At 65.9% G+C, this 24,497-nt stretch carries 20 protein-coding genes; 5 read left to right on the top strand and 15 right to left on the bottom strand.

The genetic code is table 11. The features are described 5' to 3' along the window. Positions 1 to 7 precede the first annotated feature (7 nt). From xylB to AC23D6_RS02325, 6 genes are all read right to left on the bottom strand, one after another. Positions 8 to 1,501: a xylulokinase gene (xylB, locus tag AC23D6_RS02350; RefSeq protein WP_487751238.1), complete on the bottom strand. Its 1,494-nt coding sequence runs from the start codon at positions 1,499 to 1,501 to the stop codon at positions 8 to 10. Positions 1,502 to 1,728: 227 nt separating this feature from the next. Continuing rightward, positions 1,729 to 2,427 (bottom strand): DUF6445 family protein, encoded by a 699-nt coding sequence (locus AC23D6_RS02345; protein ID WP_487751237.1) that lies wholly within the window; start codon positions 2,425 to 2,427, stop codon positions 1,729 to 1,731. A gap of 21 nt (positions 2,428 to 2,448) precedes the next feature. Then, positions 2,449 to 3,939: a tryptophan halogenase family protein gene (locus tag AC23D6_RS02340; RefSeq protein WP_487752551.1), complete on the bottom strand. Its 1,491-nt coding sequence runs from the start codon at positions 3,937 to 3,939 to the stop codon at positions 2,449 to 2,451. Positions 3,940 to 3,995: 56 nt separating this feature from the next. Continuing rightward, positions 3,996 to 5,015: a cupin-like domain-containing protein gene (locus tag AC23D6_RS02335; protein ID WP_487751236.1), complete on the bottom strand. Its 1,020-nt coding sequence runs from the start codon at positions 5,013 to 5,015 to the stop codon at positions 3,996 to 3,998. 4 nt (positions 5,016 to 5,019) lie between these two features. Beyond that, complete coding sequence (locus AC23D6_RS02330; RefSeq protein WP_487751235.1) at positions 5,020 to 5,775, bottom strand: SapC family protein; 756 nt, start codon at positions 5,773 to 5,775, stop codon at positions 5,020 to 5,022. Between the two features lie 158 nt (positions 5,776 to 5,933). After that, positions 5,934 to 9,080 carry a TonB-dependent receptor gene (locus AC23D6_RS02325; RefSeq protein ID WP_487751234.1) on the bottom strand — a complete coding sequence of 1,049 codons (3,147 nt, stop codon included), beginning with the start codon at positions 9,078 to 9,080 and terminating at the stop codon, positions 5,934 to 5,936. A 440-nt stretch (positions 9,081 to 9,520) separates the two neighbouring features. On the opposite strand from AC23D6_RS02325, the gene AC23D6_RS02320 reads away from it, so the two are divergent. After that, a complete protein-coding gene (locus AC23D6_RS02320) occupies positions 9,521 to 10,630 on the top strand; it encodes a LacI family DNA-binding transcriptional regulator (protein WP_487751233.1) in 1,110 nt (369 codons plus the stop codon). An 84-nt stretch (positions 10,631 to 10,714) separates the two neighbouring features. Here the strand turns inward: AC23D6_RS02320 and AC23D6_RS02315 are convergent, their stop codons facing one another. Next, a complete protein-coding gene (locus tag AC23D6_RS02315) occupies positions 10,715 to 11,497 on the bottom strand; it encodes an SDR family oxidoreductase (protein ID WP_487751232.1) in 783 nt (260 codons plus the stop codon). Then, positions 11,494 to 11,823, bottom strand: a complete 330-nt coding sequence (locus tag AC23D6_RS02310; protein ID WP_487751231.1) for a nuclear transport factor 2 family protein — start codon at positions 11,821 to 11,823, stop codon at positions 11,494 to 11,496. The genes AC23D6_RS02315 and AC23D6_RS02310 overlap by 4 nt, the downstream gene beginning before the upstream one ends. Positions 11,824 to 11,920: 97 nt before the next feature. Here AC23D6_RS02310 and AC23D6_RS02305 point away from each other — a divergent pair, with 97 nt between their 5' ends. Beyond that, positions 11,921 to 12,856: a LysR family transcriptional regulator gene (locus AC23D6_RS02305; protein WP_487751230.1), complete on the top strand. Its 936-nt coding sequence runs from the start codon at positions 11,921 to 11,923 to the stop codon at positions 12,854 to 12,856. A gap of 18 nt (positions 12,857 to 12,874) precedes the next feature. Here the strand turns inward: AC23D6_RS02305 and AC23D6_RS02300 are convergent, their stop codons facing one another. The 3 genes from AC23D6_RS02300 to AC23D6_RS02290 all read right to left on the bottom strand — a co-directional run bounded on the left by AC23D6_RS02300 (position 12,875) and on the right by AC23D6_RS02290 (position 16,847). Further along, positions 12,875 to 14,308: an NTP/NDP exchange transporter gene (locus AC23D6_RS02300; RefSeq protein ID WP_487752550.1), complete on the bottom strand. Its 1,434-nt coding sequence runs from the start codon at positions 14,306 to 14,308 to the stop codon at positions 12,875 to 12,877. 31 nt (positions 14,309 to 14,339) lie between these two features. Continuing rightward, entirely contained in the window at positions 14,340 to 15,380 is a 1,041-nt protein-coding gene (locus AC23D6_RS02295) for an SDR family oxidoreductase (protein ID WP_487751229.1), read from the bottom strand. Positions 15,381 to 15,941: 561 nt separating this feature from the next. After that, positions 15,942 to 16,847, bottom strand: a complete 906-nt coding sequence (locus AC23D6_RS02290) for a LysR family transcriptional regulator (RefSeq protein WP_487751228.1) — start codon at positions 16,845 to 16,847, stop codon at positions 15,942 to 15,944. A 98-nt stretch (positions 16,848 to 16,945) separates the two neighbouring features. Here AC23D6_RS02290 and AC23D6_RS02285 point away from each other — a divergent pair, with 98 nt between their 5' ends. The 3 genes from AC23D6_RS02285 to AC23D6_RS02275 all read left to right on the top strand — a co-directional run bounded on the left by AC23D6_RS02285 (position 16,946) and on the right by AC23D6_RS02275 (position 18,743). Next, positions 16,946 to 17,812, top strand: a complete 867-nt coding sequence (locus tag AC23D6_RS02285) for an SDR family oxidoreductase (protein WP_487751227.1) — start codon at positions 16,946 to 16,948, stop codon at positions 17,810 to 17,812. A 31-nt stretch (positions 17,813 to 17,843) separates the two neighbouring features. Further along, complete coding sequence (locus AC23D6_RS02280) at positions 17,844 to 18,317, top strand: AtaL-like protein (protein ID WP_487751226.1); 474 nt, start codon at positions 17,844 to 17,846, stop codon at positions 18,315 to 18,317. 168 nt (positions 18,318 to 18,485) lie between these two features. Then, positions 18,486 to 18,743, top strand: coding sequence for a zinc-binding dehydrogenase (locus AC23D6_RS02275; protein WP_487752549.1), 258 nt, complete (start codon positions 18,486 to 18,488; stop codon positions 18,741 to 18,743). An 82-nt stretch (positions 18,744 to 18,825) separates the two neighbouring features. On the opposite strand, the gene AC23D6_RS02270 is transcribed toward AC23D6_RS02275, so the two are convergent. From AC23D6_RS02270 to AC23D6_RS02255, 4 genes are all read right to left on the bottom strand, one after another. Further along, positions 18,826 to 19,644 (bottom strand): MetQ/NlpA family ABC transporter substrate-binding protein, encoded by an 819-nt coding sequence (locus tag AC23D6_RS02270; RefSeq protein ID WP_487751225.1) that lies wholly within the window; start codon positions 19,642 to 19,644, stop codon positions 18,826 to 18,828. Positions 19,645 to 19,661: 17 nt separating this feature from the next. Continuing rightward, the gene (locus AC23D6_RS02265) at positions 19,662 to 20,318 is read right to left on the bottom strand and encodes a methionine ABC transporter permease (protein WP_487751224.1); all 657 of its coding nucleotides are present in this window, start codon (positions 20,316 to 20,318) and stop codon (positions 19,662 to 19,664) included. Further along, positions 20,315 to 21,295 (bottom strand): methionine ABC transporter ATP-binding protein, encoded by a 981-nt coding sequence (locus AC23D6_RS02260; protein WP_487752548.1) that lies wholly within the window; start codon positions 21,293 to 21,295, stop codon positions 20,315 to 20,317. Before AC23D6_RS02260 ends, AC23D6_RS02265 begins: the two co-directional genes overlap by 4 nt. A 591-nt stretch (positions 21,296 to 21,886) precedes the next feature. Further along, positions 21,887 to 24,469, bottom strand: a complete 2,583-nt coding sequence (locus tag AC23D6_RS02255) for a M14 family zinc carboxypeptidase (RefSeq protein ID WP_487751223.1) — start codon at positions 24,467 to 24,469, stop codon at positions 21,887 to 21,889. Between the last annotated feature and the right edge of the window lie 28 nt (positions 24,470 to 24,497).

Genomic DNA, 24,497 nt, shown 5'->3' with positions numbered 1-24,497 from the left:
AGGGGCGTCAGCCGCGTTGCAGCGGGGTGACGGCATCGAGGTATTGGAGGAAGCGCTGGTACGCCGCCGCGTAGGCCGGCACGCGGGTGGATTCGGGGGTGGCGGACAACGCCGGATCGAGGGCCACGTGCTGACGGGCGAGCTCGGCGATGGACGTTTGGCCACCCTGCGCCTTGTCCAACGCCCACAGGGCCTGCAGCGCCGCGCCGAAAGCCGCCCCTTCGGACTGCACCGGCACATCGACCGGCAGGCCGAACACATCGGCCACCAGCTGGCGCCACGCCGCGCTGTTGCTGCCGCCGCCGGTCAGCACGATGCGATCGAAGCGCATGCCGGCCCGCACGAAGGCATCGAAGCCGTACTTCAGGCTGTAGGTCGCCCCCTCCATCGCCGCGCGATACAGATGCGCCGGCGAGAAGTTCGTCGCATCCAGTCCGGCCAGCACACCCTTGCCCAACGGGAGGTCCGGCGTGCGCTCGCCGTTGAGGAAGGGCAGCATCACCAGCCCGTCCGCGCCGGGCGGCGTGGCCTGCAAGTGCGCGTCGCCGTCGCGTGTGCTGAAGCCGAAGGCCTTGGCCACCTGCTCGGTGGCCACGGTGCAGTTCATCGTGCAGATCAGCGGCAGCCATCCGCCGGTGGAAGAGCAGAACGCGGCCCAGGCACCGTCGGGATCGACCACCGGCGTGTCCGAGTAGGCGAACAGCGTGCCCGAGGTGCCCAGGCTCATCGCCAGCCGACCCTCTTCCACGCAACCGGTACCGATGGCCGCCATCATGTTGTCGCCACCACCGACGGCGACTTTCGCCGTGGCGGGCAGGCCCAGGCGTGCGGCGGCCGCCGCATCGATGTCGAACAGTGCGTCGTGCGCGGCGATCGGCGGCAGACAGGCGCTCAAGTCGCGCTCCGGATCGGTCGCGCGCAGCAGGTCCTTCGACCAGGTGCGCGTACGCACATCGAGCCAGCCGGTGCCGGAGGCATCGCCGTATTCGCAGAAGCGCTGCCCGGTCAGCACGAAGTTGAGGTAGTCGTGCGGCAGCAGGATCGTCGCCAGCTGCGCGTAGGCCTCGGGGCGATGCGTCTTCGTCCACGGCAGCTTCGAGGCGGTATAGCCGGCGAGGATGGGATTGCCGGCCAGCGCAATCGTGGCTGTCGAACCGCCCACGCCGTCCATGATCTGCGCGCACTCGGCGGTCGTGCTGGTGTCGCACCACAGCTTGGCCAGGGCCAACACGTCGCCATCGGCATCCACCGGCACGAAACCGTGCTGCTGCCCGGATACGGCGAGCGCGGCGATGCGTGCGCGCACGGCCGGGTCGATGCGGTCGAAGCAGGCCTGCATCGCGGCCACCCAATCAGCCGCGTGTTGCTCGCGGCTGCCGTCATCCCCGCTGATCAGGTCAAGCGCCGCACTGGCGGTGGCCACGAGCGTGCGCGCGGCGGGGTCGTAGACCACCACCTTCAGGCTCTGCGTACCCGCGTCGATTCCAGCGGTAAAAGCCATTGACCCGATGCCTCCCACACGAAAAGTTAGCGCTACCATTTTTTCCGGTAAAAAAAGGCGAACCCCTGAATCGCCTCTCCACCGCCACGATCGGGGTGCCCCGATCCAATGCGACGACACTCTAACCAGCACCAAAGAAAAAAGCGTGCTGCACCGCAGAATCCCATTGAAAACAGCAACTTGACCGCCGCTCAGGCCCTCTGTTCCGACGGGTTGCGGATCGCCCTTCAGTGCACGACGTCGATGAAGGCGTTGATGGACAAACGACCGGTAACGGGGTCGGCCGAGAGTGCCCGCGCATTTTCGATCCGTCCCGAATGCAGCGAGTTCCGGCGGTACACGATCAGTCGATTGAACACGCCTTCGACGCTCGCCACGCGCTCGAACATCGACGTATCGCCGTTGATGTACCCCGCGTGCGTTTCGCCTTCAAGACGACGCTCCTGCGCGAGGTATTCGAAGTACGTGCCATGACGTTGCTCATCGACGTACTCGAATCCGCTGCGCCGATGGCGGTAGAAGTCCGTTCCGCCCCAACCGCCGCGGAACAGGTAGTGCACGGTCGCCAGTCCGTTCCTGCTGACCGAATCGATATGCGGAATGCGCTGGAGGAAATGCAGGTGCGTCGCGGGTTGCGTGACCAACGAGAAGTGGCACATGGGGAACACGAAGCGGCCCGGCTCCATATCGAAGCACTCGCGCAGCAGGGGATTGAGCGTCGCTTGCAGGAAGGCTTCATAGGAAGCGGGCGCCGGTGCGCGAATACCGGGGAACATCGTGGCCATCTTGACGTACTGGCGCGTCGCGGCCTTGCGCACCATGCGCTCCGGATCCGCCAGCAGATTGTCGATGATCAGCAGCGGCGCACCCTCGCGTCCGATCGCCTGCCGCGCGACCCGGATATCAGGGTGCCTGTGCATCAGCATGAGACTAGCCCGTCCGCCCCATCAACGCGGGACAGGACGGTTTCCCCATACGTCGGGTCCGGCCTTGCAATAGCGATCGATGAACGCCTGTTGCGAAGGCATCGTCGCTACCGCGCTCTCGATGGGGCGGCGGATGGAAGCCAGGAGCGTACGCAGGTCGTCGTCGGCCAACGCGCGTGCCAGGGGATGGGGCGGTCCGGGCTGGATGCCTTGGCCCAGCAGCACGTGCGTCCACGAATCGACCCGGAAAAGCTCGTCCGGGTCCTGCCAGGCATGGGCACGCTCCCGCCACGCGCGCAGGCGTATTTCCAGCGATTCGGGCAGCGCCATTTCGCGGCACGCCTTCCACATCGGCTCGTCCCGTTGTGTGGCGTGGTAGTGCAGGATGATGAAATCGCGCACATGCTCCATCTCGGCGCGACTCACCTCGTTGTACAGCTCGACCAGCGAGGAAGCGATGCCGTCGAACGGGAACAGTTGCACCAGGCGTACCACGGCGCTGATGGCCAGATGGATGCTGGTCGACTCCAGGGGTTCGATGAAACCGCTGGCCAGTCCCAGCGCCACCACGTTTTTGTTCCAGGCCTTCAACCGGCGCCCGGTGCGGAAAGGCACCAGCCACGGCTCGCGGATCGCGGGCGCACCGACATCCCGCAACAGCTTGGCGCGCGCCTCGTCGTCGGACATGTGGCGGCTGGAGAACACCAGCCCGCATCCCACGCGATGCTGCAACGGGATGTGCCACCGCCATCCGGCCTCGTGCGCGATCGCGCGCGTGTACGGCACCGGCGGCCCGACGGATTCGGTCTGTACCGCCACGGCGCGGTCGCTGGGCAGCCATTCGTTCCAATCCTCATAGCCGGTCTGCAGCGTCTGTTCGATCAGCAAGCCACGGAATCCGGTGCAATCGATGAACAGATCGCCTTCGATGACCTGCCCGTCCTCGAGCACGATGGCGGCGACCGACCCGTCATGCGCATGCTGCGTGACTTCGCGGATCTTGCCTTCCACGCGCCGTAACCCGTAGCCCTCGGCGATGCGGCGAAGGAACTTCGCGTACAGCCCCGCGTCGAAATGGTATGCGTAGTTGACCTGCGGTTGCGTCTGCAGGGAAAACTGGTCGCCGCGCGAGGCGACCGTCTCCAGGCAGAAATCGCCGAGCTCCGATGGCATGCCACGGCGCAGGCTGTCCAGCCAGAAGTGATGGAAAGCCGCTGCCCACGTGCCCTGGCCGGTGATCCCGAACGGGTGGATGTAGCGCTCGCCCGGCCGCCGCCAGTTCTCGAACGAGATGGAGAGCTTGAACGTGCCCGCCACCGCCCGCAGGAATTCCTGCTCGTCGATCTGGAGAAAACGATGGAACGTGCGGATCGGCGGCACCGTCGATTCGCCGACACCCACGGTGCCGATCTGCTCCGATTCCACGAGGGTGATCCGCAGCCGGTCGCGGAACTGGTGCGACAGCGCGCAGGCGGCCAACCAGCCCGCCGTGCCGCCTCCGGCGATTACCACGTTGCGGATATGCCCTTCTGGCGCGTCTGGAAAATCCACTGCAGTCACTCCCGGGGTCAGCGGTTGAGGCGGTTGATGAGCATGGCGCGGATACGCCTGGCCCGCGGTTCGTCGATGGGCCCCAGCAGGTCGCGGCCGGGCTCCGGCAGATGCTCGCCCGCGCGCGGGGCCGGGCCGAACACGTAATAGTCGAAGATTTCCGCCCATGCGCGCTTTTCGCGTTCGGGCAGATCGCGCAACGTCCACAACGCGTGGTGCAGCGCCGGCAGCGGCGACGACAGGAACGCGGGCGAACGGCGCCACCAGTAGTTCACCAGCACGTTGAACGGCTCGAGGCTGCGCACGTGATGCCACCACATGCTGGGGATGAAAATCGCATCGCCCGGTTCGAGCGTCGCGGTCTGCGCGGTGGCGAGCGCATCCCGGAACCGGGGATGGCGCTCGAAGTCCGGCCGGTCGAAATCGACCACGCTGACCACCTGACCCCCGGGCGTCGGCTCGAGCGGGCCGGGATACAGGTTGCCGATCTGGTCCGGCGGGAACAGGGTGAACTGGCGCCGGCCAACGACGCAGCATGCGAGGTTGTCCGGAGCATCGAAATGGCAGGAGGCGACGACGCGGTTGCCGATCCAGATGCTCGGCGGCGCATCGATGCCGTAGCGCGCCAGAGGCAGTCCGTTCGCCGCCGCGAACCCCGGCAATGCACGGTCGACCAACAGCGAGGCCACGTAATACGTCGGCGGATGCGGATCCTCGAAATGGGCCGCAATGCCCTCCAACACCTCGGCAAGGCGCCCCCGCCGCACCTCGAAATTCAACCGGGTGAAGTCGTCGTTGTAGAACGGACGCCCCCGGATGTCCGCGTCACCGAACGAGTACTGGACCGGCACGCCTGCATCGAAGCTACGCAGATACGTCAAGGCGTCGTCGACGGAGCGCAGGCCTGCCTGGACCAGCCCCCAATCACGCGCGACCCCCTTCAATACGACGGGCTGGCCGGCGTCGAGCAGTGCGTCCAGCGGCAGCGACTCGGCACTGGCATCGTGCAGCACGCGCATGGCTTGGCCGTCCGCCATCGCGTCAATGCCCGCCGGATGCCGGGGCTTCCTGCGCGCGCAGGCGGCGCTGTTTCTCGGCCATCAGACGGCGCACGTTGTGCAGCGAAGCAAGCATCAGGTAGGCGCCCTCGAGATAGCCAGCGCGATGGAGCGCATGCAGCGTCGACGCATCGAGCGCGCCCAGCCGTTCCCGGTCGATGCCATACAGTCCATTGACTGCCACGCGGTGCTGTCCGTCGAGCTGGACGTCGAGACTGACCGGCTGGATCAGACCCGCGGCGTCCAGGGCCGCGAACATCCCGTTACCGAACGCGCTGCCGTCGCGGATGCCCCGCAGCACGTCCGCCACGTGATCGAGATACGGCGTGTTGCCGCCCTGCGGCAGGAACACCGGCTCACCGACCGCGAAGTTCACCCGCGGATGCTCCACATCCACATGCATCACCGCTTCCTGGCGCAGCTCGCCGTCGATCCGCTGCTCCTGGAAACCGATCAGGAAAGGACCCTTCGCGGCGGCGCCGGGGAGATAGCTCGCGTTCCAGCGGCCGTCGCGCAGAAACAGGTTTTCGCGCTGTTCGAAGCCCAGCAACGCGACCGACTGCCACGTGCCCTCGGCCGGGTCCTTGCGGAGGAAGATCGGATATTCCCGCTGCAACTCGGCGAACTCGCTGGGAAACGCCGGCACCATCCCGACATCGTCGCCATACTCGGGACCGAAACCGGTCGCGATGCGGAGGTCCTTGTGCGATACGTTGTTGAGCAACTCGTAGCGGGCCATCGTCAGTTCGTCTCGGGGGTCGAATACCGTCGGCCCATACTACCGCCGGCCGATCGCATCCGCGCCAGTCCCGGATCGGGCCGACCTCGTTAAAAAGGACCGCTGCTCGCGCAGCGGTCCCGCTCGGCGATATCCGGAGAGGGCGTCTATCGCCAAACTCAGAACTTGTAACGGACGCCCAGCATGTAGCGCGGATCCTGGTCGGCCAGCTTGACGATCATCTGGTCGGTGCGCGCACGCCAGCGCACGTCCTCACCGGTCAGGTTGATCGCTTCCAGCCCGAACGACCAGTGGTCGTTGAGCGTGTAGTTGACGCTCAGGTCCCACTGCTCGTACTCCTCCACGTAGTACGGATTGCGGCTGGCGCCCTGGTTGGCGAGGATCAGGTACTCGTCGCGCCAGTTCCACGCAAGGCGGACCGACCAGCCATACTTTTCGTACATCAGCATGGCGTTGGCCGTGTCGCTCAGGCCGGTGAGTGCGAACTGGTCGATGGACGGATCGCCGCCATCGTCGTAACCCACGTCGCCGTTGACCACAGTGTAGTTGGCCAGGACGCCGAAGCCGCTATCGCCGAAGAAGTACTGGCCACCGATTTCCCAGCCATGCAGCCGGGCGTCGTTCTGGTTGATCGGCCGGTTGACGTTGAACTGGTACAGCGGATCGTCGGCCTCGCCGTACAGGTTGTACGCCGCTTCGGTCGCCAGCTGCTGCGCACCGGTGCCGTTGAAAGCCGCCAAGCCCGCAGGGTCGTTCCGCAGCAACGCCAGCGCCGTGAACAGCGAGGTATCGTTCGCCGAACAGGCTGAGGCGTTGGCGGCACCGACCTGCGCCACGCACGCCGCGCTGGTGAGGAAGGCCAGCGCCGTCTGCGCATCGGGGCCGGAGGTGGGGTCGCGCAGTCCGTACAGCGATTCCTGGCCGACGGTATTGCCGATGAAGTTGGCGACCTGCTTGTTCCAGTAGGTCACCGACACGTAGCTCGCATCGGCGAAGTACCATTCCAGCGCCAGATCGAGATTGTCGGATTCCAGCGGCTTCAGGGCCGGGTTCTGCGCATTGCCGCTCGCGCGCACCGAGGGATCGATCAGCACCGAACCGAACGGCTGCTGCGCGCCCGGGCCGGCATACAGGTTGCCGTACGGCGCACGCGCGATGCTCCTGCCGAACGATGCACGGCCCTTCAGCTCATCGGTGAAATCGATGCTGAAGTCCAGGTTGGGCAGGATGTAGCTGTAGCTCGCACGCTCGCTGAAGGGCTGCTGCTCGTCGGAGAGGACGATCCGGAAGTCGTTGTTCGCCTGCCATTCGATGGCTTCGGGAATCGCGATCACCGACGTGGACACCACATCGGTGGTCTCGTAGCGCACCCCGAGCCGGGTGTTGGTGCGCATGCCACCCAGGTCGCCTTCCAGTTCGACCTGGAAGTAGGCCGAGTGCGTCTTCTCCTCTACCCGGTTGTCGGCCGCACGCTGCGGACTGACGCCCAGGCCCACCCCATACTGGTCCGCCGCCCATTGGGCGAGTTCGCCTGCGTCGCCACGCCAGCCCGGCCAGCTGGTCACGCTGTAGTCGTCGAACATGCTGCCGATGTTGACCGGCTGCAACAGGTCCATCAGGCCGGCTGCGGTATCGGCATCCACGTTGGCCACGCCCCAGTCGCCCAGGGTCGAGTAAGCCTCGGCCGCCTGGATGCGATGCGTGGTCGACTTGTTGGTGTCCACGCCGAACTGGAATCGGCCGCGGTCGAAGTTCCATTCGCCGTCGATGCGCGCCTGCTTGATCTCGCTGACCTGGGTCTGGGCGTTGATGCGCAGCACCTGCGAGCCGACTTCGCCTTCCACGAAACCGGGATTGACCACCCCGTTGGTGCCGGCGACGGCATCGGCCGTAGACGGGTACCAGGTCTGCGTGCCCACCGGCAAGCCGTTGTTGAAGACCAGCTCCTGCACCCACGAGCCGCCGCAGTGAGGTCCGGTCGTGCAGTTGTTGGTGCCGGCGATGCTCATGAAGATCGAGCCGCCGCCCGTGAGCGGATCGTTGGGCCGGCTTTCGTTCTTCGAGTTGTGGGCATCGAAGGTGAGCCGGAAGTTATCGCTGACGTCCCATGCTGCGTTGAGGCCCAGCGAACCCAGCTTGTACTTCTGCATGCTGCGCTGCTGCTCAAGGCCGAAATCCTTGGTGCCGGCGATCTCGCGGATGTAGATCGGGGTGGCCACGGCGCCGCTGGTGTCGAACTCGATGTCGGTGTAGTTGCTGTTCTGCAGCCACATCGCCTGCTCGCCACGATTCTCGGTGATCTCGTTGGTCGAGTAGGTGTAGTCGAGGGTCAGGGTCAGGCTGTCGGTCGGCGCGAACTGCACCACCGCCTGGCCGTTGACGCGCTCGCGCTCGAACTCCGAGAACGCATAGCGCAGGTCGTTCGGACGCGCGTACAGATCGCCGATGGCCGGCGCATTGACGACATTCGGATTGCCGGGCATGGTCCCGGTCCACGGCTGCACGTTCCAGTAGTTCTCCGTCGCCTGCACCGAACCGCCCTTGCGCTTCTGATGACTCGCGCTCAGGCTCACGCCGAAGGTCTTGTCAGGATTGGTGTAGCTGAAGATGCCCGAGAGTTCCGGGGTGATGCTGTTGTCGAACGGCTCGCTCTGGTCGGAGACGGCTTTCACGCCCGCATTCGCGACGACGCCTTCATAGTTGAAGGGCCGGGCGGTGAGGATGTTGATGGTCGCGCCGATGCCGCCGCTGGGCACCTGTGCCTGGCTGGTCTTGTAGACCTCGATGCCGTTGATCGCCTCTGCAGCAAGCTGCGCGAAGTTGAACGCGCGCGTGCCGCCATCCACACCGCCGATCGCGACCTGACCGGACGCGCCGAACGCGTCGGCACCCGGCATCTGGCGGCCGTTGAGGGTCACCATGTTGAACTGCGGACCGAAGCCGCGCGCCGTGACCTGCGCGCCTTCGCCGTCCCGGCGCTCGATCGAGATGCCGGTGATGCGCTGGAGCGATTCGGCGAGGTTCGTATCGGGGAACTTGCCGATGTCCTCGGCGCTGATGGCGTCCACGACGCCGGCCGAGTCGCGCTTGATGTCCATCGCCTGGCTGAGGCTGCCGCGGATGCCGGTCACGACCACCGAATCCAAGGTCGTGGCATCGGGCGCCGCCTGTGCCTGCGCCTGTTGCGGCGCCTGGGCTTGCGCCTGGGTTTGCGTTTCCTGGCCAAACGCGGGGTTGATTACCAGTACACCCCCGACGAAGGTGAACATGGCCTTCGATTTGAATTTTGCCAACTTCCGGCTCATGAACTTGCCCTCTGGTCTGGAGTTCTACGGAAACTGCACGCACTCATGGATGTCCCCTCTCGCTACGATCATGTGGATGTATCGCCCCCCCCTGGGGCGCCCACGGGCATGGCCCGTCTTCCAGACCGAACACCTGCCGGGCCTCATGGCCCTGCCTTGCATACCGGCCTTCCCGCGTATTCCGACGTCGACGCGGCAGGCAGCGGCTTCATATCGATCCCGGGTAGTCTCGAAATCGTGGTAGCGCTACCATCACGTTGGAGCGCAGACTAATCACGCACATTCCCGGTTGTCACCATGCAGCGCAGCAAAGTCACGGTCACCCCGGCCCTGACGCTGCCCGACGCGGCGGGTGCAAGTGCGAGAAAACGATTTCAGCGCGCGTCACGCGCAAGTAACCTCTGTTTCATCCACTGCTGGACCCGCCGAGAACCGCAAACGTGAACAAGACACCGAAGGCCGTGCGCCGCAGGGGGCGCGCCGTCACCATCGACGAGGTCGCGCAGCACGCAGGCGTGTCGCCGATGACGGTGTCGCGCGTGATCAATGGCCATGCAGGCGTGCGCGATGCCAACCGCGAACGCGTACGGCGCAGCGTGCGGGAGCTCGGATATCGTCCCAATGCAGCGGCGAGCGCGCTTGCCGCTGCGCAGAACACCTCCATCGCGCTCATCTACACCAACCCGAGTTCCAACTATCTTCGCGAGTTGCTCGTGGGTGCGTTGCGCGGCTCCGCCCGCGCGGCCGCGCAACTGGTGATCGCCGCCTGGGATGGGCTGGAACCGCAGGCCCGCCGCGATGCCGCCCGCCAGCTCGCGACCGGCGTTGCCGGCGTGATATTGCCACCGCCGTTGTGCGAATCGAAGACGATCGTGGCCGAGTTCGTGAAGGCCGGTATTCCCGTGGTCTCGGTGGCCTCGGGCAAGTTCAGCAGTTCGATTTCATGCGTGCGTATCGACGATCATCGTGCCAGCCATGACATGGTCGCCCACCTGATCGCACACGGGCACACGAGGATCGGCTACATCAAGGGCGATCCGAACCAGACGGCCAGTGCGCACCGATCGCAGGGCTACATGGATGCATTGGCCGAGGCCGGGATCGCCTACGACGAGAAGCTGGTACAGCCGGGCCACTTCACGTATCGCTCCGGACTGGAGGCGGCCGAGCGCCTCCTCTCCCTTCGGAACCCACCTACGGCCATTTTCGCGAGCAATGACGACATGGCGTCGGCGGTCATTTCCGTCGCGCATCGGCGGGGCCTCGATGTACCCCGCGATCTGTCGGTGGTCGGCTTCGACGACACTTCCGCCGCCACGATGGTGTGGCCCGAGCTGACGACGATCCATCAACCCATCGCCGCGATGGCGGATGCGGCCATCGACATCCTGCTTCGCCAATTGCGGAGTGCGTCGAAATCCACGCGCGTGGTCGTCAATCACGTGGTGCCGCACCAGCTTGTGAAGCGTGATTCCGTGGCCGATGCCGGGCATGGCAGCGGGACGATAGACGTACAAACGCCCGCGCGGTCGGGAAAAGGCCCGAAGTAGACCGCACGAGTTTCACGGCCACCTCGCGACGAGCCTCTCGTCGACGCCGCGCCAGGCCGGACGCCGATTCGAGATCGGCTGCGCTTACGCCGTGGGCACGGTGCCGCCGTCGATAACGTGTTCCGACCCCGAGATGGAAGCCCCGCGCGGCGAAACCAGGAACGCGATCAGATCCGCCACTTCGCTTGGCTTGGCCGGACGCCCCAGCGGAATTCCGCCCAGTGCATCCATGACCAGCTGCCTGGCACCTTCGTAGTCCGTTCCCGCATTGGCCGCGATGCCGCCGAGGAAATCGATCGACGCCTCCGTCTCGACCCAGCCCGGCGAGACGCGGACCACGCGCACGCCCTTGGGGGTCACTTCCTTGGAGAGCGCCTTGCTGTAGGTCGACAGCGCCGCCTTCGCTGCGGCATAGGCGATCGTGGCGTCGTGCAGCGGCAGCAGGCGCTGGATCGATGCCACATGCAGGATCACGCCGGATCCTTGCGCGAGCATGCCGGGAAGCAACGCGCGATCCATGCGCACGGCCGACATCAGGTTCACGTCGAGCGCCTTGGCCCACTCCGCATCGTCCAGCTTGGCGAAGCCTCCCGCGGGCGCCGAAGAACCGCCCACCACGTTGATCAGGATGTCGATGCCGCCCAGTTGCGCCGTCGCCGCTTCGACGCCTTCGCGAACACCCTCGGCCGTGGCGAGGTCAACGGCCACGTAGTGGACGCCGGCGACCGGCTTGGTCGGCGTCGAGCGCGCCGTCGCCACGACCCGCGCATCGAGCCGGGACAACAACTCGACCACCGCCGCCCCGATGCCGCGCGTGCCGCCGGTGACAAGCACGCGCTTGTCCGCCAGTTGGAGATCGAAGTTCATGGCACGACCTCCAGCGAGGCGATCTTGCCGCGCTCCAGTACGAAGGTGTACCGCAGATCCAGCGGGCTGCCCGGAAAATCACCCGACACCTGGCTGGTGACCACGTAGCGCCGCCCTTGCGTGTCCAGCGTGTGCGGCCTGGCGGTGTAGGCATACTTGGCAGACGCTTCGTTCTTCCAGGCCGCGATCGCGGCCGGACCCGCATGGGTCTTGCCCTCATCGAGGACGACACCCTCGCGGGTGAAACAACGGGCGACGGCTTGGCCATCCTGGCGGTCGGCGTCGAAATAAGCCGCGATCGGCTCCGGCAGGTCCAGCGTTTTCATGGCAAGGCTCCGGTTGGGGACGGAACCAGCTTGATGCGTTCTCCCGGATTAGAGAATCACCTACTATCCGATCAGGCTATGTAGGAATAAGTACACAATGCGCGGCTCCGAATTCGCGGAACTCAAGGCCTTCGTGGCTGTGGTCGACCGGGCCAGCTTCGCGCGGGCCGCCGATCACCTGGGCCTGTCACGGTCCGCCCTGAGCCAGATCATCCGCCAGCTGGAAGCGCGGCTCGGCGTTCGCCTGTTGAATCGCACCACCCGCAGCGTTTCACCGACCGAGCCCGGACGGCGACTGCATGAGCGCATGGCCCCAATGCTTCGCGACATGGACGACGCGGTGGCGCAGGCCGTGGGCACGCGTGCGCGCGCGGCGGGAACGCTGCGCATCAATACGCTGAGCATGGCGGCCAAGCGCGTGCTCGCGCCACGGCTGGGGCGCTTCGCGCGGGCGAACCCCGATGTCGTGCTCGACATCGTCATCGACGACGGCCTGAGCGATATCGCAGCGGAAGGGTTCGATGCCGGCATCCGGGTCGGCGGCCGACTACAGAAGGACATGGTGGCGGTCCGGCTGACACCGGACTTCGAGTTGCTCGCCGTGGCGTCGCCCGATTACCTCGCCCGGCACGGCGAACCCAGAACGCCTGCGGATCTGAGCCGCCATGCCTGCATCAACTGGCGCTTCCCCGGCAGCGGCAAGATCGCGGGCTGGCCGTTCAAGAAGAAGACCAAGGCGATCGAATTCTTCGGCGAAGGCAAGGTGATCTCGAACCACCAGGACATCATCGTGCCGGCCGCGCTGCAGGGGCTGGGCATCCTGTACGCCTACAACGACAGCGACATCGCGGAGGCCTTGCGCGACGGACGCCTCAAGCGCGTCCTGGCCGATTGGTCGCCGACGGTGCCGGGCCTGTTCCTCTACTACTCCAGCCGACGCTACATGCTGCCGGCGCTCCGTGCCTTCATCGACTGCCTGCTGGACCGCGACATCGGCGCGGACGCTCCTGCGACATCCGAAGGACATCGATGACCGACCTCGAGGCGCTGGTCAAACGTGCTGGACATTCGCTGTTCGGCGCCTGGCCTGGGATATCGAGGGCGGCGGGTTCGAAGTCTCCTCATGCGCCGATGGAGCGTTGTCTGGCGCAGCGATCATGTCCGATGCCCGCCTTGCTCGGGCATGCGCACGCCCCAGCCAGAGCGCCAACCCGGCCCAGACCAGCGCCAGCGCCAGCGGCACGACCACGCTGACCAGGCCACCCATGGCCAGACCCCACCGCCCGAGCACGCCCTCGGCCTGTGCGCCCGCCACATCGCCGGCACGGTACATGAAGGTATCGATGAAGGCCTTGGCCTTGTACTTGTCCTCCCGCGCGACCACGGTGAACAGCACCTCGCGCACCGGCCGGGTGATGCCGCGCTGCACGGCGCGGTTGGCCGCTTCCAGCAATACCAGCACCACGAATGAACCGTACACCGCCAACCCGAGAAAGCCCACGGCCGTGGCCAGCGGCAACACGGCCAGCGCCACGCCCAAGCCGAAGCGCTTGACGAAGCGGCCGGTCAGCGTCAGCTGCAGCACCAGCACCGCGATCTGCGTCCACATGTCGATGCTGCCGAGCAGGGCCGCGCGCGCGTCGGTGCCGGCGGCCACGTCGGCCACCATCTGCATGCGGGTGAAGTACACCAGCGTGGCCATCACCGCCATCAGCAGCACATAGCCGGCGATGCCCGCCAGGAAAGGCGAGCGCAGCACCGCACCGATACCCGCCCACATGCTGCCGCCGATGCGTTGGCTCTCGTCGGGGAAGGTGGCCGTGTCCGACGCACCGGCCGATGCACGATCCGGCGCGACCCGCACCAGCAACCATGCGGCACCGATGCCCAGCGCCAGGAAGCCGGCGGAGACCAACAACAGGCTCGGCGTACCCAGGGGCTCGGCCAGCAGCGAGGTCAACCATGGCCCGCAGATCGCGCCGAGCGTGCCGCCAATCGAAATCAACGCAAAGAACCGCGCGCCCTGGTCGCTGGTGAAGCGGTCGGACATCAGCGCCCAGAACACCATCGTGCCGAACAGATTGAATACGCTGAACCAGACGTAGAAGACCTGCCCGCTGCGTTGGCCGACCGCCTCCGGCGCGAACGCGAGCAACGCCCAGAAACCCACCAGGCTGACGGCGAAGAAACCGTAGGTGACGGCGATGAACTGCAGCCGCCGCAGCCGGCTGACCAGCCAGCCGAACACCGGATTCACGGCAAGCGTCACCAACGCCGTGCCGATGAACAGCCAGCGGATGCTGTCGATGCCGCGCTCCATGCCCAGCGCATCGCGTGCTGGCCGCAGCAGCATCAACGCCGTGAGCACGAAGAAGAAGAAGTTTGCCGCGATCACGACGGGCAGCACTTCCTCGCGACGCAGGTTGAACATCGTTCTCAGCCAGCGCCGGCGAGCGGGCGCCGGCGCTGGGGACACGGAGGGCATGGGCACGGGAGACTCCTGGCCGTGTAGGCGATCAGCGGAAGCGCACGCCGGTCAGCGCTTCGGTGGCATCCCACAGGCGCGCAGCCATCGCCGTGTCCTGCGCGGCGGTCGGTACCGTCGCGAAGCCCAGCGGCCCGCGCATTTCATTGGTGCCGGTCGGGCCGTAGTAGGCACCGCCCTGCGCTTCGGGCGCGGTCGCGGCGTACAGCGTGGGGATCGCGCCCTGGGCGGCCGTCTGCAGGTGGTCCTTCATCGCCGACCACTGCCGACCTTGCGCGCTGTCCAGTCCGGGCCCGCGTGCGACCAGTTCGGTGACGGCCACGCCCGGATGTGCGGCGATGCTGGTGATGCCCCACCCTGCGGCATCGCTGCGCCGTTGCAGTTCCTGGGCGAACATCAGGCAGGCGATCTTGGATTGCGCGTAGGCGGCAAAGGCGTCGTAGGTTTCGAACTGAAGGTTGTCCAGATCCAGGCGGCCGCGATGGACGGCGATGCTGGACAGGGTGACCACGCGCGGCGCGTCGCTCTTGCGCAACAGCGGCAGCAGGTCCGCGGTCAGGACGAAATGCCCCAGGTAATTGGTGGCCAGTTGCAGCTCGAAGCCGTCGGCCGACTCGCCGCGCTCGGGTGGCGCCATCACCGCGGCGTTGTTGATCAGGCCATCCAGTTTCGGCAGCGTACGGTTCAGGCGCTGCGCCAGCGCATGCACCGACGTCAGGCTGGCCAGATCGACCGCCTCGAACTGCACCTTGGCGTTCGGCACTTCCGACTCGATCTTCTCGATCGCTTCCTGGCCGCGCTCGGGATTGCGCGCCGCGATCACCACGTGCGCACCGGCCGCAGCCAGCGCCTTGGCGTCTTCAAAGCCCATGCCGCTGGTACCGCCAGTGACCACGAAGACGCGGCCGGCCTGCGACGGCATGTCATGCGGCGTCCAGTTGGGCTTGGGCGCGGTCTGCGCCAGCGTTGTACCGGATGCGAACAGCGCGCCGATCAGCAGCGCGGTCGTGGCGACGCGGCCGCGCCACGGGCGGGGCGAGGCGGAGGATGTCATCGGGAGGTTATCGGTCATCGTTCGATCACTCTTGTTGGGGGATATGGCATCGCAGTCATCGACCGTCGTGCAGCAGGCAGCCGCACGCCGCGTGATGGCTCGACGCAAAGGAAGGAACAGGCGTTGTGCCCATGCTCGCGAAGCGTGGGCGTCGTCAGGTGCGGCGTGATCCAGCCACCGGGCTGTCCTTACGCGTAAGCGAGGTCGTGCTTCCGCGCCGGTGTTGAGGCTCCTGGGCGTTACGGCAACGTCATGCGAGCGCGACGCGTTAGGGTCTTGTCTTCCGCACCGCCTCGCCAGGATGGTGGCGAGGTTCTTTTAAATTTGCTTTAAGTGTCCGCATGGATTCCGCGAACCCTGCGCATCGCAATGCGCGATAACGGTTGTCGCAGGGAAGCGCGCTGGCGGACCGATCCTCGAAGAACAGCCGGCATCACGCCATCAGGAACGATGAGGACTTTCTCAGCAGGACCTCAAGCTTGCGCAGACGTGGCGCCCGGAGACCAGAGCGACCGATCGTATCCTTTCATCAAGAAGCGACGTCAACGCAGGTTCCGCGTGCATGCCGATCATTGGTGCCTACTTCGCTCCCATTCCACCCATCAGATAGGCGGCCAGTTCTTCCGGTTGTCCCATGGGGAAGGCTTCCTTCAAGAACTCAAGGAATGCCGATACGCGCGCACTCAACAGGCGCCGCGAGGGATACAGCGCCCAGATTTCGATGGGCGGTCCTTTCACGTCGCCCCAGTGGACGAGCGCGCCTGAGCGAAGATCGTCGGCGACCAGCGACAACGGCAATATCGCAGCGCCGATCCCCGTCCGCACCGCGTCGCGCATCATGATCAGCGACGCCAGGCGCAGTACCGGATCCACCGGCATGCGCAGGTCTTGCCCGTGCATCGTCAGGTCCCAGACCGACGGAGTGCTCCCGGCACGCACCACCGCACGTGCGGCCACCTCCGGCTCCGGCTTCTCCAGTACCGGACTGGCGACGGCGACCAGGCGGTCGCGCAGCAGCACGCGTCCGATCAGGCGTTCGTCGGAATCGGGATTGACCCGGATCACCAGATCGTAGCCCTCCTCCACCATGTCGACCGCGCGGTCCTCCGTGGTGATTTCCAGGCGCACCTCGGGATAGCGCAGGGCGAAGCGAGCCGACAACGTGCCGAGCGCCATCTGCGAGAACAACAGCGGCGCACTGATGCGCAGCCTGCCTCGCGGCGCATCGCCTCCGGACGCGATCAAGGTCGCCGCTTCGCCGATCTCCGTCAGCAGGGTTTCCGTGCGCTCGAACAAGGCGCGTCCTTCCTGCGTCAGTTTCAGCGCGTGGGAGCCTCGCTCGAACAGGCGCACGCCCAGGCTCGCCTCCAGGTCCGCCACCCGCCGGGACAGCGTGGCTTTGGGACGCTCGGCGGCACGGGCCGCCCGTCCGAAGCCGCCGTGGCGGGCCACCAGGGTGAAGTCGGCCAGGGCGAGCAGGTCCATGTGTTCCACCAGCGAGACAGGAGGTCCAAGTATATGGGCTATCGGCCCGCATACGGATCAACAACCATGGAGCCTCCTCACCAACCCGGAGAACACCCATGACCATCCTCGTCACCGGCGCCACCGGCCTTGTCGGCCGCCACGTCGTCCAGCAGCTCGTGCAGCGCGGCGCCAAGGTGCGCGCGCTCGTCCGCGATCCCGCGAACGCGCACCTTCCCGAAGGAGTGGAAATCGCCCAGGGCGATCAGCTCGACGTCGATGCCTTGCGCCAGGCGTTTCAGGGCGTATCCACCCTGTTCCTGCTCAACGCCGTGGTGGCCGACGAGTTCACCCAGGCGCTGATCACCCTCAACGTGGCCCGCGAGGCCGGCGTAAAGCGCGTGGTCTACCTGTCGGTGATCCATAGCGACCGCTACGTCAACGTGCCGCACTTTGCCGGCAAGTTCGGCGTGGAGCGCATGATCGAACAGATGGGCTTCAACGCCACGATCCTGCGACCGGCCTACTTCATGGACAACGACCTGACGATCAAGGACGTCGTGCTGGGCTACGGCGTGTATCCGATGCCGATCGGCAGCAAGGGCCTGGCGATGATCGATGCGCGCGACATCGGCGAGATCGCCGCCCTCGAACTGCTGGCCCGCGACCGGTCAGCCGAGGGCAGCGCGCTGACCCGTCTCAATCTGGTCGGTCCGGATACGCTGACCGGCGCAGACGTCGCACGACTCTGGTCGGAGGCGTTGGGGCGCCCGATCGCCTATGGCGGCGACGACACGGCGGGCTTCGAACAGAACCTGCGCCAGTTCATGCCCGCGTGGATGGCCTATGACATGCGCCAGATGGCCGAGCGCTTCCTCACCGACGGCATGGTGCCGGACGCCGGGGATGTCGCCCGACTCACCGAACTGCTCGGACGCCCCTTGCGTACCTATCGCGACTTCGCTGCAAGCGCAGCGGCCGCCTGAACGCCTTTCCACCCCAATCCAGGAACTCGTCATGATCTATTCCTCCGCCACCGTCCCGGTCAACGCCCCCGGACAGACCCCCCTCACGCACGCCCAGGCATGGAAGGGCCTGGTCGAAAAGGCACGCAACGCCACGCTGTTCTTTCCGCCCGGCGAGTGCACGCGCAGCGAGGTGGTCGAAGAAAGCGCATCGCATCTGGTGCGCGAAGCCACCATCCTGGGCGACGACATCACCGAGATCATCACGTTCGAAGCGAACAGGAAGATCACCTTCTTCCAGGTGATCAGTCCGCGCGAAGGCGCGATCGTCAATGAACTTTTCGAAGACGAGAGCGGCGAACTGCAGCTCCGCTTCTATGCCTACCTCGGCCTGCGCGGCAAGACCCCCAACAGGCCCGAAGAACAGGCAGCGCAAGCCTGGATGGATAGCGATAAAGGCTTCAAGGCCGCGATCGACTCGACGCTCCTGCGCACGCGTGAGCTCGTTGCGCAGGGGCAGATCTGATCACGCTCAGACGATAGTGGCGTGAGTATCGCAATCGGACCGATGTCCGTTTCCGCCAGAAGCGGACATCGGCCAGCACCCGGGTGAAGCCAACCCGCGAAGCGGCGCCGGCTTGGACGATGTGCTCGCTACCCTCAGCGGGGCGCGACCGTTTCACCGGGCTTTGTTATCTGGCCGGAGGCGATACGCCACGTCGAATGGTCCTTGACCGCGACCAAGCGGATCCGGATGGAAGGCTTCATCATCCTGGACCACTATGCGCACCGCTACGCCGACTTCCGTAGCGACATGACGCAGTGGGTCGACGAAGGGCGGGTCGTGCTGGTCGAGGACGTCGTCGAAGGACTCGAACAGGCGCCCGCCGCGCTTGCCGGGCTTCTTCAAGGCCACAACTTCGGCAAGGTGGTGGTGAAAGTGGCGGATTAGGCGGCACGTCCGTCAGGCTGCGCCCCTGATGGTGGCATTTCGATCCCCGGCGAGCCGGCGAGACGTCTTCCGTCGCCGACGATCACGGGGATGAGGGCGTTGCCGAGATGACCGCGCCGGCATAGTGCGCCCGGATGAAGGCGCGAATCCCTTCGCCCTGCAGTACCGATGCCAGCGCAAGGACGCGCTGATCCGCCTTGTTGTCGTCCCGGGAGACGAGATAGTTCACGTATGGGCTGTCGGCAGTTTCGAGGGTCAATGCGTCCTTGCCGGGTTTGAGACCCGCGTCCAGGGCATAGTTGGTGTTGATCACCGCAAGATCGACCTGATCCAGCACGCGCGGGAGCGTGGCCGCCTCCAGCTCGCGGAATACGAACCCGCGAGGATTGCCGGAGACCTGGGCCACGGTCTGCAGCGGGTCCTGGCCGCGCTGCAGCGTGATCAAGCCGGCCTGCTGCAGCAACAACAGGGAGCGGCCGGTGTTGGAAGCATCATTGGGCAGGGCCACGGTGCCACCGGAAGGCAGCGCAGCCAGGGATGCGTGACGCTTGGAGTAGGCGCCCAGCGGTTCGACGTGGATCCCTTGGACCGGTACCAGTGACGTCTTGCGGGCAAGATTGAATTCATCCAGATAAGGCTTGGTCTGGAAGTAATTGGCATCCAGGCGCCCTTCGGCCAGTTGCACGTTGGGCTGCACATAGTCGTTGAAGACGATGACCTCAAGCTGGATACCCTGCTTCTCGAGCAGAGGCTTGGCCTGGGCGAGGATTTCCGCGTGAGGCACGGCGGTGGCGCCTACACGCAGCACGGCATTGTCCGGCGCAGAAGCCTTGTCACCGCATGCGGTCAGCGCCAGCGCCAGCGCCAGCGCCAGCGCGGATATCAGCAGGGATCGAAGCATGGAGCGTCCTCAAGTGATCAACGATGGGAGAGCCGGAGGACCCATCGGTCGCCCAGCCATTGAAGGAGTTGGACAATGATCAGCAGCATCGCAACGGTGACCACCATGACGTCGGTCTGGAAACGCTGGTAGCCGAAGCGGATCGCCAGATCGCCCAAGCCACCGGCCCCGACCACGCCCGCCATCGCCGTGTAGCCCACCAGCGCAATGGCCGTCACCGTCGCCCCGGCCACCAGGCCTGGCAGCGCCTCCGGCAGCAGGACCCGGGTGACGATCTGCCAGGTGGAGCCGCCCATGGCCTGCGTGGCCTCGATCACGCCGCGATCCACCTCGCGCAGTGCGGTTTCCACCAGACGGGCGTAGAAAGGAGCGGCGCCGACGACCAGCGGCGGAATGGCGCCGGCCACGCCCAGCGACGTGCCTGCCAGCACCACCGTCAGCGGCAGCATCACGATCAGCAGGATGATGAAGGGCAGCGAGCGCAGCACGTTGACGCCAAAGGAGACCGCCACGTTGACGCCGCGATGGGCCAGCAGTTGCCCCGGTGCGGTAACAAACAACACCAGGCCCAGCAGCAGCCCCAGCAGGACGGACAGGCCAAGCGAGGCGCCGAGCATCACCAGCGTATCGCCGGTGGCTTGGGCAATGACCCGAGGATCGATGTTCCCGATCATGCGGCTATCTCCACTGCCACGCCTGCCTGCCGGAGTGCCTGGATGCCTGCATGGGCCTGGGCTCCGAAGAAGGCGATCTCCAACTCGCCGTACGCCTCCCGACGCAGCCGGCCTACTCGCCCGGACAGGATGGCGAAATCGACCCCGGTCTCGCGCGCGACACGACTCAGCACCGGATGGAAGGCGTCATCGCCCAGGAACACCACACGGGCGCGGACGGCGCCCTCGACCGCATCGGCGGGGGGCAGCGCCTCACGCACCAGCGCGTGCGCCTCGGCGGAGCGGGGATGCAGGAAGACATCCGACACCGCGCCGGCCTCCACGACGACGCCGTGGTCCATCACCGCCACGCGATCGCAGATGCGGCGAACCACATCCATCTCGTGAGTGATCAGCACGATCGTCAGGCCCAGCTCGCGATTCAGACGATCTAGCAAGGCCAGGATGTCCTCGGTGGTTTCCGGATCCAGGGCACTGGTGGCTTCGTCGCACAGCAGTATCTGCGGCGCGCACGCCAACGCACGCGCGATGCCCACCCGCTGCTTCTGACCCCCCGAGAGCTGGGCGGGGTACTTGGCGGCATGTCCGCTCAGGCCGAGTTGGTCCAGCAGCTCGACCACGCGCGCGCGGATGTGCGGGCGTGCATGACCTTCCAACTGCAGGGGAAGCGCCACATTGGCGTCCACCGTGCGGTTATGCAGCAGATTGAAATGCTGGAAGATCATGCCGATCCGGCGGCGGACAGCACGCAGCGGGACGGGAGCCAGCGAGGTGATGTCTTGCCCTGCGATGATGACTCGTCCTGCGTCGGGGCGCTCGAGCAGGTTGATGGTCCTCACCAGCGTGGACTTGCCCGCACCCGACCGTCCGACCACCCCGAAGATCTCGCCTCGTCGCACCGTCAAATCCACGGCATTCAGCGCTATGCGGCCGCCGCTTCCATCCCGGAAGCGGCGTGATACCTGGTCCAGCCGGATGACCTCTTCCCCGCCCTGCTCTGTGGCCACGTTCACGGTGTCCGCAGGGAATTAAGGGGGCGAAGCGGCTGCACGGAGCAGAACGAAGGCCAGGAGAAATAGGTGGCCTGGTACGGAAACGGAAGGCAACGGGAGGTTTTCATCAAGCGGTCTTGCCGTCATCGATACGCCCCGGGCACGACAGGGGACGCCCATGACCCATGCATCAGGAGTGTTGCCTTCAGGCTAGCGAGGTCTCGGCTGGTCGGCCAATGAAGCTTCATACCCGGCTTATGCACATTTCTTATGTTTCTCCAGGGTGGATCACCGGCTTGCCTCGATGCCGCTTTCTTCGCCCGCACGACAGCGTCGTCCAGCCGCGCAATGTCAGCGCCTGCATGACAAGGCCGCGCATGGCTGCCAGTGCCGCGTTGAGGACGAATCTCCGCCCTCAACATTGGCCTCCATTCCAGCCGTGATCGTGCGTTCCATGGCGAGTGGAAAGTGAAGGCTGGCGAATAAGAGGGGCTGCGCCGCCTACCGCCTGGAGAGAAGGCAGTAAAACGGCGCAGCCGGGAGGTCTGTCAGTGGGCTACTGGCGCGGTTTGCCTTTCATTCGCCTCGTTGTTTTACCGGATTGAGGTGATTGCCGAAGAGCACAGCATTGAGGAGCAAGCGTTCCGTGCTGTGCCAGTACTTGCGATGCGCAGGATCATCGGCGAAAACCACCACGTTGCCTTGCTCAAACGGCGCGACCTGCAGGAAGGCACTATCAGCCACGCGCTTGCGGTTAGTCTCGGAGAGGTAACCGTTCACGCGTGGGGCGGCGTCGATACGTACGACGTTGAGATACGGGTTGTCTCCATTCTCGAAGACCAGCCCGGTTTCCTTGTTGACCAGAATCCGGCGATCCTGCAAGCCGAAGGCCAGCGGATGCGTCAGGTCGACGTCCGCGCTGAGGATGTTGCCGCTGACCCGCCGTAGCGCGAACACATCACGCTGGCTGCCGAAATCCAGCCGCTCTTTCGGGATGTCCTCGCCGCCTTCCCGCAGCTTGGCCTGTGCCAGGCCTTTCTCGATAGCCCAGCGGGCACCGCTGCCGTACGTCACCAGCGAGCCGCCCTGCGAGATCCAGCGCTTCAGCGCCGCGACACTGGCATCGGATACGTCCGAATAGTTGCCGCTGGCCAGCACGATGCTCGTGTAGCGCTCCAGCGGCACCGTGGCCAGTTGCGACGGCTCCAGCTTGGTCGACGGGATGCCCAGCGCCTTGTCGAAGGCATACCAGGCCGAGCCGATTTCCGGCGGCGACACGCCCGGCCCCAGCACCAGCGCGATGGACGGCTTGCGGATGGCCTTGATGCTGTCGCTGCCAAGATCGATGCCGGATCGATTCAGACCCGACGACAACGCACGTACACGCACACCACTGGCTTCGGCCAGGGCGTTCAGCCGTTCGCGCAAGGCATCGCCCTGCAGCGGCTGCCCGGCCACGGGAATGATCACCGTGCCATGGGGATGGTTCGCGTCCTCGGCCTCGGTACCCGCCACGAATGGCGCGAACGCCGCACGCAACCGGACGCCTTCCTGCAGCAGCGCACCCACCAAGCGATAGCTGCCGAAATCCCGCAGGTCCAAGGTGTAGGCGTACCCCGCGGTGCCACCCACGATGCCGCCGCGGGCGGTGGGTACCTGGCTTACCGGAGCACCCGCCGGGAGCGCACGCCGGCTGGCGGCATAGGCCACGCCGTACGCCGGCGCGATCGCATACGACGTGCCGCTGTAGAACACGTCGCCCTTCACCGGCGGGGTGAACTCGAAAATGGCATGCGCCAGACGGAACTGCGGCTGCCGCGCGGGCACCACCCAGGCCGATCCGGGCAGGAACCGCTTGCCGTCGACCTCGACCGGCTGCGCCAGCGCACCGACCTGGATGCGGTGACGCAAAAGCAGGGCCAACAGGCGATGACTCAACGTCGGATCGGTGGCATCGCCGAAGACCCAGTCGCGCACGGGGTACGCATTCGCCTGGTCCAGCGCGCTGCGGAAGAAGTCCTTCTGCAGTTTCAACAGATAGGCTTTCTGTTCGACCGCGCCACGCACGGTGGCCAAACCGACGTTGAGCTGGTTGCGGATGGTGAACGAAAACGTCAGCGGGCCATTGACGGTCTCCTGCACCCGCCCGCGCGAGCTGGCCTGCTCCACGGTCACGCCGACGGCGCCGTGGAAATCCGGATACGTCGAGCCGTAGATCGGAGAAAAATTGTCGAAGTTCTCGCCGGTGTAGTACAGCGAGCCGAGCGCATCCAGCGCTTGCGCGTGGTAGCGGGCCAACACCTTGTTGGCCTCGTACGAACTCTTGGGCAGGAGCGGGCTCTCCATGCTCTTCGGCGAAGGCTCGAAGTAGTACGTGCTGTCCTTGCCCATCTCGTGGAAATCGATCTGGACGTTCGGATACCAGCGATGGAAATGCTCCACCTTCGGCCAGCTGTCGGTCTGGGAGAGTGCCAGCCAATCGCGGTTGAGATCGGTCAGGTAGTGGTTGAAGCGCCCTCCCGGGAACGGCTCCACATGCTCGCGATCGGCGGGATCGGCGGAGGGTGGCGACGAGGACCACGCGTTGTGCCAGTTCGCGGTGCGGTCACGGCCATCAGGATTCTGGGCAGGATCCAGCAGCACGACGGCTTCGCGCAGCCAGCGCCGGGTGGACTCACTGCGGTCCGCTGCCAAGTACCAGGCGGTCAGCAACGCGGCCTCTGCGCTGGACGTCTCCGCCCCATGCACGCTGTAGGCCAGCCAGACCACGACGGGCGCATTGGCCGCCGCCGCATCCGGGCGCGCCGGGTCGACGAGCGTGGCGTGGGCCTGCCTCAGGTCTTCCAGCCGTCCCTGGTTGTCCGCGTCGGTGATGGTGAGCAGCAACAACGGGCGCCCTTCGTAGCTGCGACCGGTCTGCTCGACCTTCACCCGTGGCGAGGTCTTGGCCAGTTCGTTGAAGTAGGCCACCAGTTCGTCGTGTCGCGTGTACCGGCTGCCGATGGGATACCCGAGGAACTGCGCGGGCGTGGGCACGGCGGGATCGGCGTCGACGGGGCCGGGAAAGAAGTAGGACGTTTGCGCCAGCGCCGTAATGGATAGGGAGAACGAAGCGAACGTCACTACGGCCTTGAACAGCATGCGTGCAGCGGACAGCATCAGCCACTCCGATGGAGCGCGTCCGGCG

The sequence above is a fragment of the Pseudoxanthomonas sp. G3 genome (assembly GCF_057654715.1).
The sequence above is the reverse complement of the archived record's forward strand: the minus strand, read 5'-3'. Positions and strand labels throughout refer to the sequence as shown.